We start from the raw sequence: 9,818 nt of genomic DNA, 5'->3' as shown, positions 1-9,818 counted from the left end.
CGACGCCCGCTTGAACCATCATGTAAACCGTATTCCCTGTCCGTCGCGCGAATTCCGCCATGCCTGGCCGGAACTTCAGAATCAGCGGTTCCAGCCGTTCCTGGCGGCGCGCAAGCATCGGTATTGCTGGCCCCAGCCTGTAGTGGCCATGACGCGGAGCTGGTTCCGCAAAACCCTTCTGCAACAGGGAAGACAGGCTGCGATGAACCGCCGGCTTTGCCTCGCCGATCTGTTCGGAAATATCCGCCAGCGAGAACCCGTCGGAGCCGCCCTCCCCAAGAAATAGCAGGATGTCGAGCGCACGTACGGCGTTGGATGAAGCGTTCACGGACATTTCAAGATCCAAATTCTAATAATTAGAACGTAGCATAAAATCCATTCTAATAAAAGGAATTCGTTGACTTGCGCAAGTTTTTCCGCTGATATTCGTTTCAAGTGATGCGGTTTCGAAATGTGGGAGGACGTTCGAAGCCGCGGCGCGCACGCCCCTCTTTCGATATGGGCGTTGAGCGCCTGTCCGTTTGCTTCTCCCCTTTTTGTGACCAGCGAGGACGGCCGAATGGTGTCATTCCTGATCAAGCGAATGGGATTTGCGGTCTTGACGCTTTTCAGCGTCTTGACGCTCGTATTCCTGATCGTACGAATTCTGCCCGGCGATCCGGCACTGGTCATTCTGGGTGACCAGGCCAGCATCGAGAGCATCGCGGCGCTGCATCACAGGCTTGGCCTGGATAAGCCGGTACTCGTTCAATACGGGCAGTTCATGCTCGGCGTCCTGCAGGGCGATCTGGGAACTTCGATGATCACCGGACGCTCGATCACGGCCGAGATAGCGAGCGTGCTGCCCTATACGCTGGAATTGACGATCGCGTCGCTGTTTCTGGGCGTCCTGCTCGGCGTTCCGGCAGGGGTCTGGGCGGCGGTCAAGCGCAACCGGCCGGCGGATTTCATCCTGCGGTTCGTCTCGCTGCTTGGATTGTCGCTGCCAGCCTTCGTCGCCTCGATCATCCTGTTGATGATCTTTGCGATCAACCTGCGCTGGTTTCCCGTCATCAGTTCCGGTGGCGGCGATGGTCTTCTGGATCGTCTCAGGCAGATGGCGCTGCCGACAATCTCGCTGGCCCTGATCATGATGGCCTACATTACCCGCGTCACCCGCTCCGCAATGCTCGAAGTGCTCAACCAGGACTTCGTGCGGACCGCCCGCGCCAAGGGTGCCTCGCATCATGCCGTCATCTGGCGCCATGCGCTGGGCAATTGCATGATACCGATCACCACTGTCGTCGGCCTTTATCTGGGCATTCTGATCGGCAATTCGGTGCTGACGGAGATCGTCTTCTCGCGGCCGGGTCTCGGCAAGCTCATCCTCAACGCCTTGACGCAACGCGACTATACGCTGCTGCAGGGCATGATCGTCATCTACACCATGATGGTCGTGGTGGTGAACCTTGTGACCGACCTCACCTATGGTTTCCTCGATCCGAGGGTTCAGTACAAATGACAAGCCTCTCCACACTTCCGACCCCGACGGCAGGTCGACCGCAACCGAGATGGGCGCTTCTGAAGCGGCTGAATTTTTCCACATGGCTCGGCATGGTCATTGTAACAGTGCTCGTCCTTTGCGCGATTTTTGCGCCGCTGATCACGTCCTACAATCCGAACGACCAGAACATCATCCTCTACCTGTCGCCGCCAAGCGCTGAAAACCTGCTTGGCACGGATCAGTTCGGGCGGGACGTGCTTTCGCGTCTGCTCTACGGCGCCAGATACTCGCTGACCATCGGCTTTCTCGCCATCGTGGTGGCGCTGATCATCGGTTCGCTGATCGGCATGATCGCCGGCTATGTCGGCAACAGGACCGACATCATCCTGATGCAGATCATGGATGTCGTGCTGGCCTTCCCGTCGCTGATCCTCGGCCTGGCGCTTGTGGCCCTGATGGGGGCGACGCTGACGAACATCGTCATAGCGATCGCATTCACCGCCATACCGGCCTTCGCCCGCATTGCCCGCGCCGGCGTCATTACCCAGCGCGACCGTGAATATGTGCAGGCCTGCCACGCCATGGGGTTCTCGGACACCCGCATCCTGCTCCGGCACATCCTGCCGGCCATCCTGCCGGAAATCATGGTGATGGCCTCGCTTTGGATGGCGACCGCCGTGCGTACCGAAGCCTCGCTCGCCTTCATCGGTCTCGGCCTTGCGCCGCCGACGCCGACCTGGGGCGGCATGGTTCGCGAAGGCTTCGACAATATTCTGAGTTCCTTTCACCTCGCGCTTTATCCAAGCTTTGCGATCCTGCTCCTGGTTCTCGCACTCAACCTGATCGGCGACGGCCTGCGCGACGCGATCGATCCACGCCTGAAGGACGCAAGCTGATGACCGACCGTCCCGTTATCGAAGTCAGAGATCTGAGTGTTTCCTTTGCCAAGAAGCAGGTCGTTCATGGCATGAATTTTGATATCAGCCCGGGAAAGACGCTGGCCCTTGTCGGCGAATCCGGCTCGGGCAAGAGCGTGACGTCGCTGGCGATCATGCGGCTTCTGCCCGAGAATATCGCAACGGCGCAAGGCTCGATAAAGCTCGGCGGGCGCGACCTTTTGAAACTGTCGGAAGCGGAAATGCGACGGGTACGCGGCGGCCAGGTCAGCATGATCTTCCAGGAGCCGATGACCTCGCTCAATCCGGTGCAGACCGTCGGAACCCAGCTGGCGGAAGTGATCCGCATCCATCGCGGACTGAGAGGCGAGGAACTGCGCGAGGCGGTGCTCGAAATGCTGCGCAAGGTGCGCATTCCGGACCCCGAGGAGCGCATCAAGCAATTTCCGCACACATTTTCGGGCGGCATGCGGCAACGCGTGATGATCGCCATGGCGCTGGCATGCAATCCGCAGGTGATCATTGCCGACGAGCCGACCACCGCGCTCGACGTTACCGTGCAGGCGCAGACCCTGGACCTCCTGAAGGAACTGCAGCGCGAGACCGGAACGGCTGTCCTCTTCATCACGCATGACATGGGCGTGGTGGCGGAGATTGCCGACGATGTCCTGGTCATGCGGCATGGTCGGGTGCTCGAGCAGGGCAGCGTTCACGAGGTCTTCGGCAATCCAAAGGATCCCTATACCCGCAGCCTCATCGCTGCCGCGCCGAGCCTTGCCGGAAAATTGCAGATCAATACCGTTCCCGCCGAGCCGGTCGGCGACCTGCCGATCCAGATTGCCGATGAGCCGATTCTGGAAGTGCGCAATCTCGCGGTCCGGTTTCCGGTCCATGGCGGACTTCTCGGCCGCGTCAAAGGTGCGGTCCACGCCGTGGAGGACGTCTCCTTTTCCATCGGGAAGGGCGAAACGCTGGGGCTGGTGGGTGAATCCGGCTCGGGGAAATCGACGATCGGCAAGGCGATCATAAACCTTGCCCCCGTCCATGGCGGCGAGATCAAGGTTTGCGGCCAGACCATAGATTACAAGGACCCGAGAAGCCTCGCCCAGATGCGCCGGCAGGCGCAGATGATTTTCCAGGATCCCTTCGGGTCCCTGGATGCGCGGCAAACGATCGGATCCGCGATCATCGAGCCGATGCAGGTCCATGGGATCGAAACAGGGCGCGCCGCCATCCAGCGGATGGAATGGCTGATGGAACGCGTCGGGCTGGATCCGAACCGGGCGACAAGTCTGCCGCACGAATTCTCCGGTGGACAGCGGCAGCGCATCTGCATCGCCCGCGCTCTTGCCATGGCGCCGAAGCTGATCATCGCCGACGAGGCCGTGTCGGCGCTCGACGTGGCGATCAAGGGTCAGATCATCGAGTTGATGATCGACCTGCAGAAGGAGTTCGGCGTCTCCTATCTTTTCATCAGTCACGACATGGCTGCGGTGGAGCGCATCTGCGACCGGGTCGCCGTCATGTATTTCGGCGAGATCGTCGAGATCGGCCCGCGCGATGAAGTGATCGGCCGCCCCGGCCACGCCTATACGCAGCGTCTTCTGTCAGCCATTCCCATCACGCATCCGAACATGCGTGAGACGCGGCAGCGCCGGGCCGCCGATACGGCCCCGCCGCGAAGCCCGATGAAGCCCGTGGGATATGCCGCCCCTGCTGCCAGTTGGGGCAGGGCTTCAGAGGGCCATTTTATCCGCCAGACAAATTGATCCGCAGGAGCGCCTAAATGCATGCCTTGACCCAACTTGCCGCATTCGTCAGCGGCCAACCAAAGGGAGCGCTTCCGCAGGAGGCGCGAGAAGCCATTTCGCTGCTGCTTCTCGATCTCGTGGGGGCAACCGCAGCCGGTCTGCGTTCTCCGCTTGCGGCAGCGGCGCGACAGGCCGCATCCGACGTCTACGGAGATGGAGACGCCCAGGTCTGGCTGACCAACAGGCGCCTGAGCGTTGCCGGCGCCGCCATGGCAAACAGCGCCGCTGCCAGCGCGCTCGACATTGACGATGGTCACCGCGGCGCTGCCGGCCATGCCGGTGCCGGCGTCATCCCGGCGGCTCTTGCGGTCGGACAAGCCATAAAGGCGTCTGACGCCGATATTCTCGACGCCATCGCCCTGGGTTACGATGTGGCCTTGCGTGTCGCGGCCTCGCGCCCGACCGCCACGATCGAAACCTATGCGAGCGGCAGATGGGTGGGGTACGGCGCTGCCGCAAGCGCCGGTCGTCTGCTTGGGCTCGACGCCATTCAGATGGCTCATGCATTGGCAATCGCCGGCAGCGAAGGCCCCATTGTCTTTCCAACCGGTTCCTCGAAATTCCAGGGCAGCACGGTGAAGGAAGGAATTCCGCCGGCCGTGGTTGCAGGCGTGACTGCTGCCTATCGTGCGCGCGCCGGGGCAACCGGCCCGCTCGACTTGCTCGACCGGGAAGATCGCTACGACCGCTCCATCCTTCTCGGAAGCCTCGGCACGACATGGGAGCTGCAGAAATGTTACCTGAAGCCCTATGCGTGCTGCCGCTACATGCATGCCGCCATCGATGCGATCCTGACGCTCCGGCAGAACGGCCGCGATATCAAGCATCTGCGGATCGAAACCTTTCCTCAGGGGCTGCGTCTTGCCAATGAGAGAGCGCCCAGTTCCCTGGAGGGCGGTCAGTACAGCTTCTATTTCAGCTGCGCGCTCGCTGCCCTGCGCGGTCGCGAGGCGTTGCAGCCCGTCGATGTGAGCAGCCTGAACGACCCAGAGGTCATCAGGCTCGCCAGCCGGATCGAGCTGGAAGCTTCCCACGATTTCGCAACCTCGTTTCCTGTTCGCACGCCCGCCCGCATCCTGATGGACCAGGGCGACGGCGTCGAGGAGATGGTCGTGGACTATCCGCTCGGCGACGTGGCGAACCCGATGAACTGGGACCAGGTCGCAAACAAATTCATCAATATCGGCAAGGTCAGCCTGACCTCGCAACATCAGCAAGGCATCGTCTCGGCGATCAGCGGTCTCGGTGAAAACGGGTTCGGCCCGTTGCTCGCAGCTTTAGCAGTGTCAGAAACGTATAATTGAAAATGAGGAGGAACTCTTAAATGACATACAACAAGCACATCTTCTCCGGGGCGCTCGCCGTCCTGATGGCCTGCACAGGGTTGGCATCGCTGCCGGCCAACGCCGCGCAGACAGAGCTCAGGGTCGGTGCCGCCTCGGCGGATATCGGCAACCTCGATCCGCATTTTGCATCCAGCACATCGGATCGCACGCTGGTGGCCTGGATTTACGGCGCACTTGTGCGTTTTGCCCCCGGCTCTACCGATCCGGCGACCATCGAGCCGGATCTCGCCGAGAGCTGGGAAGCGACCGACAACAATCTGGTCTGGACCTTCAAGCTGCGTGAAGGTGTGCAGTGGCAGCACGGTTACGGTGAAGTAACCGCTGACGATGTCGTTTTTAGCCTGCAGAAATCCGCCGATCCGAAGCGTTCGGCCTTTGCCACCGATTATTCGGCGATCAAGAGCGTCGAGGCGGTCGATCCGCATACGGTCAAGATCACGCTCGCCAATCAGGTGCCGAGCCTGTTGGGGCTGCTGACCAACTATTCGGGTGGCTTCATCATCAGCAAGAAGGCGTATGAAGAGCGCGGCGAAGGCTTTACCCGCAACCCGGTCGGCTTCGGCCCGTTCCAGTTCGAGTCCATCGAGCCGGGCGTGGCTGTCCATTTCAAGTCGCATGACGAATACTTCCGCGGAAAGCCGAAGATCGAAAAGGTCACCTATCGCTTCCTCAACGCCGCTGCCGGCCGCGACCTTGCCTTCACTGCAGGCGAAATCGACGTAGCGGCAGGATCGACCGACCAGCGGTGGCTGCAACGCATGCAGGCAACCCCGGGTGCTGCGATCGATATTTTCGATCCGTCGGAACTGACCGTCCTGCACGTCAACCGGACCCAGAAGCCATTCGACGATATCCGTGTGCGCCAGGCGATCGCCCATGCGGTCGATCCGGCGCAGATCGCCCAGTTCCGTGGCCCCGAATTTACCCGCGTGGCCAAGTCCGTCATCCCGTCCAACAATCTCGGTCTCAATCCGGAGCCCGGCATACTGCCGCACGACATCGACAAGGCGAAGGCCCTGTTGGCGGAGGCCGGGTTCCCGGACGGCATCACGATCAAGATGATCGCCAGCCAGATGCCGAGCTATGCGACGACCGACCAGATCCTGCAGGCGCAGCTCGCGAAGGCCGGCATCACGCTCGATCTCCAGCCGGTGGAGCATGCGGCCTGGCACCAGATGATCCGCAAGGATCTCAGCCCGCTTGTCGATTACGGCGCGGCGCGGTTCCCGGTGGCAGATACCTATCTGACCCAGTTCTTTCACTCGGCCAGCGCGATCGGACAGCCGGCGCAGGTGACAAACTTCAGCCACTGCAGTGTCGCCGACAAGCAGATCGAGGCGGCCCGCACCGAAACGGACCCGAAAAAGCAGATCGAGCTGTGGCAGGAGGCACAGAAGCTGATCGTCGCCGACGTTTGCGGCATCCCGGTCACCGAGACTGCGCAGGTCTGGACCCGCAACGAGAAGCTCGATTGGGGGTTCGAACTCAAGGGATCGATGTCCCTCGGACCGCTGCTGACCGAGCAGGCACACTTCAAGGACTGATCATTTCGTCCGGGGCTGCTTCATCTGGCAGCCCCGATCCTCATTCAGGCATCAAAAATGACAAAACTCACCTTCCCGAAATATTCCAATCTTTGCGGCTGGAATGCGATGCTGCCGCCCCGCGAACCTCATGCAGCCCTGGATGGCAGCCTGACGGTCGATTATGCGATCGTCGGCGCCGGTTATACGGGCTTTGCGGTTGCCCGGCGGCTGCAGGAACTCGATCCTCAGGCGCGGATCGCCGTGCTCGAAGCCACGACGGTTGGTGAGGGGGCATCCGCGCGCAATTCCGGCTTCACGGGCGCGCATGTGCTGCCGCGCAACGCCTCGATCGAGATGGCGCAGAAGGCGCAGGTGCAGACCACCTTCTTCAGGGAAGCCTATGATTGGCTGATGTCGATTGTCCGCGATAACGGGATCGAGTGCGACATACAGCAGGCCGGATCGATACGGGGGGCTGCCACCGAACAGGGGGAGGCCTCGCTGCGGAAGGTTCTGGAGGTCGCTCAGGCCAACGGCATTGCCCATTCCGTGCTCTCGCGGGATGATATCCACCGCCGGATCGGCTCGCCCTATTACCGGTTCGGCATCCATATGCAGGACACGGTCCTGCTGCAACCGGCCGCGCTGATCCGGGGGCTCGCGGATGCGCTGCCGTCGTCGGTCGCGCTCCATGAGAATACGCCGGTGACGGCGATCCGCAGGAAGGACGGCGGCTGGATACTCGAGACGTCCGGCGGGGTGGTGAAATGCAAGCAACTGGCGCTCGCCACCAATGGGTTCATACCCAAATTCGGCTATCTCAAATCGCGGATGGCGACGATCTACACATATGCGGCCGTCACCGAGGAAATCCCGGACGGGCGGCTCGGCGAGATAGGCGAATCCGAAGCCTGGGGCCTGTTGCCGTCGCATCGGCTGGGTACCACCTTACGGCGCATCGGTCGCAACAGGGTGATGGTACGCAGCCTTTACGCGCATGAAGCCGAGATCGACGAAGGGCGGGCCAAGGCCATGCTCCGGGATCGCTTCGAGCGTCGCTGGCCCAATCTGAAGGATATCGGATTCGAATATCTGTGGGGCGGCACCACCGCCTTCACGATGAACGGCGCTCCCTGGTGGGGGCAACTCGAGGAGGGGCTCTACGCGTCGGGCGGCTGCAACGGCAGCGGCATCGCCAAGGGTACCATGCTCGGCCGTCACCTGGCCGAACTCATGCTGGGCAAAGGCAATGCCCATCAGGCAATGGCGCAAAGCATGGGCTCCGCCTCCTGGATCGCCCCAGAGCCTTTGCGCACGATCGGGTTCCATTTCGTCTCGGCGATCGAGCGCCGCAAGGCGGGCCTGGAGATCTGAAACAGGATCGGGGTGGCATCAACGAGCCGGCGGGACGAGCGGTCCTCGCCCCGCGGACGGAGCGTCCGACAAGCCGGTTCGCCAATGATGAGGCCAGCAAGCCTCGATATTCATGATCGTCGAGGATTCCAGACGGCACGATACGAAAGCGTTTCGTGGATGAAGGGATTTCCGCATCCGTCCCGGTCAATTGGCGTTTGCAATTTCGGCATCGGACCTTAGGGTACTCCGTGGGCGCAAGGGCTCTCCGGGACGATCTCAATGCATGAACTTCCACGACTGACATCAGGCATCCAAGGGTTGGACGCCATACTCGGGGGAGGCTTTGTCGAGGGCGCTTCCTATATCGTCCAGGGACAGCCGGGCGCCGGCAAGACGATCCTGTCGAACCATATTGCGTTTGCGAATGTCGCGCTTGGCCGAAAAGTGCTCTACGTAACGCTGCTGGCGGAGACGCATGATCGCCTCTTTCAGGTTCTGGGCACGCTCGACTTCTTCGATCCGTCCAGGCTTGGCGATGAAATCGCCTATGTCAGCGTCTTCCAGACGCTGCGCGATCAGGGGCTTCCGGCGGTCGTTTCCTTGATACGAAAGGAAATCAGCCGGCAGGGCGCAACCCTGCTTGTGTTCGACGGTCTCCTTAACGCGCGCGATCGCGCCGATAGCGCGCTCGACGTCAAAACCTTCGTGGCGGAGGTTCAGAGCCAGGCCGCATTCGCAGGTTGCACGGTGCTGTTCCTCACCAGCACCCGCCTTGCCGACGACAGCCCCGAGCATACCATGGTCGACGGCGTCATAGAGCTGAACAACGAGCTTGCAGGCGTGCGCTCCGTTCGACGCCTGCATGTGAAGAAATCGAGAGGCAGTCGCGCTCTTGACGGGTTCCATCAGTTCGATATCGGCTCCTCCGGCGTTACTGTCTATCCGCGGCTGGAAATCGCCCTGGCGCATCCCTCTCAGCCCGAAACCCTGGTGACGGGCACCGTCCCCTCGGGGGTCGACGGCCTCGATAGACTGCTCGGCGGCGGCATTCCCGCAGGCTCGGTCAGTCTGGTCTTTGGCCCATCCGGATGTGGCAAGACGACGCTCGGCCTCAATTTCCTGAGCGCGTCGAGCGAAGCGGAGCCGGGCCTGCATTTCGGATTCTATGAGACGCCGGCGCGCCTTCACGGCAAGGCCAGAGCCATCGGCCTTGATTTGCAGCCTCTCCTCCATTCGGGCGCCCTCGCCTTCCTCTGGAACCCGATGACTGAAAACCTGCTGGATAAACTGGCCCATCGCCTGCTGGATGAAGTCAGGGGGCGCGGCATCAAACGGTTGGTAATCGACGGCCTTGGCGGCTTCGAGCGGGCCGCGATCTATCAGCAGCGTCTCGTCGAATT

The 9,818-nt window shown here is 61.6% G+C and carries 8 protein-coding genes; 7 read left to right on the top strand and 1 reads right to left on the bottom strand.

The window, feature by feature from the left end:
* A partial coding sequence (locus VL202_RS09305) for a helix-turn-helix domain-containing protein (RefSeq protein ID WP_325463844.1) occupies window positions 1-334 on the bottom strand: 334 nt, incomplete at its 3' end.
* 225 nt (window positions 335-559) lie between these two features.
* Between VL202_RS09305 and VL202_RS09300 the strand changes: the two genes are divergently transcribed.
* From VL202_RS09300 to VL202_RS09270, 7 genes are all read left to right on the top strand, one after another.
* Complete coding sequence (locus tag VL202_RS09300) at window positions 560-1,501, top strand: ABC transporter permease (RefSeq protein ID WP_056336974.1); 942 nt, start codon at window positions 560-562, stop codon at window positions 1,499-1,501.
* Window positions 1,498-2,379, top strand: coding sequence for an ABC transporter permease (locus VL202_RS09295; protein ID WP_056336970.1), 882 nt, complete (start codon window positions 1,498-1,500; stop codon window positions 2,377-2,379). The genes VL202_RS09300 and VL202_RS09295 overlap by 4 nt, the downstream gene beginning before the upstream one ends.
* Window positions 2,379-4,148, top strand: a complete 1,770-nt coding sequence (locus VL202_RS09290; RefSeq protein ID WP_325463843.1) for an ABC transporter ATP-binding protein — start codon at window positions 2,379-2,381, stop codon at window positions 4,146-4,148. Before VL202_RS09295 ends, VL202_RS09290 begins: the two co-directional genes overlap by 1 nt.
* Window positions 4,149-4,165: 17 nt before the next feature.
* Window positions 4,166-5,494 (top strand): MmgE/PrpD family protein, encoded by a 1,329-nt coding sequence (locus VL202_RS09285; protein ID WP_056336963.1) that lies wholly within the window; start codon window positions 4,166-4,168, stop codon window positions 5,492-5,494.
* 20 nt (window positions 5,495-5,514) lie between these two features.
* Window positions 5,515-7,080: an ABC transporter substrate-binding protein gene (locus tag VL202_RS09280; RefSeq protein WP_325463842.1), complete on the top strand. Its 1,566-nt coding sequence runs from the start codon at window positions 5,515-5,517 to the stop codon at window positions 7,078-7,080.
* 57 nt (window positions 7,081-7,137) lie between these two features.
* On the top strand, window positions 7,138-8,436 hold the full coding sequence (locus tag VL202_RS09275; RefSeq protein ID WP_325463841.1) for an FAD-binding oxidoreductase: 1,299 nt from the start codon (window positions 7,138-7,140) through the stop codon (window positions 8,434-8,436).
* A gap of 261 nt (window positions 8,437-8,697) precedes the next feature.
* On the top strand, window positions 8,698-9,818 hold a 1,121-nt coding region (locus tag VL202_RS09270; RefSeq protein ID WP_325463840.1), incomplete at its 3' end, for an ATPase domain-containing protein.

The organism is Pararhizobium sp., assembly GCF_035497515.1.
Classification (GTDB): domain Bacteria; phylum Pseudomonadota; class Alphaproteobacteria; order Rhizobiales; family Rhizobiaceae; genus Pararhizobium.
The sequence above is the reverse complement of the archived record's forward strand: the minus strand, read 5'-3'. Positions and strand labels throughout refer to the sequence as shown.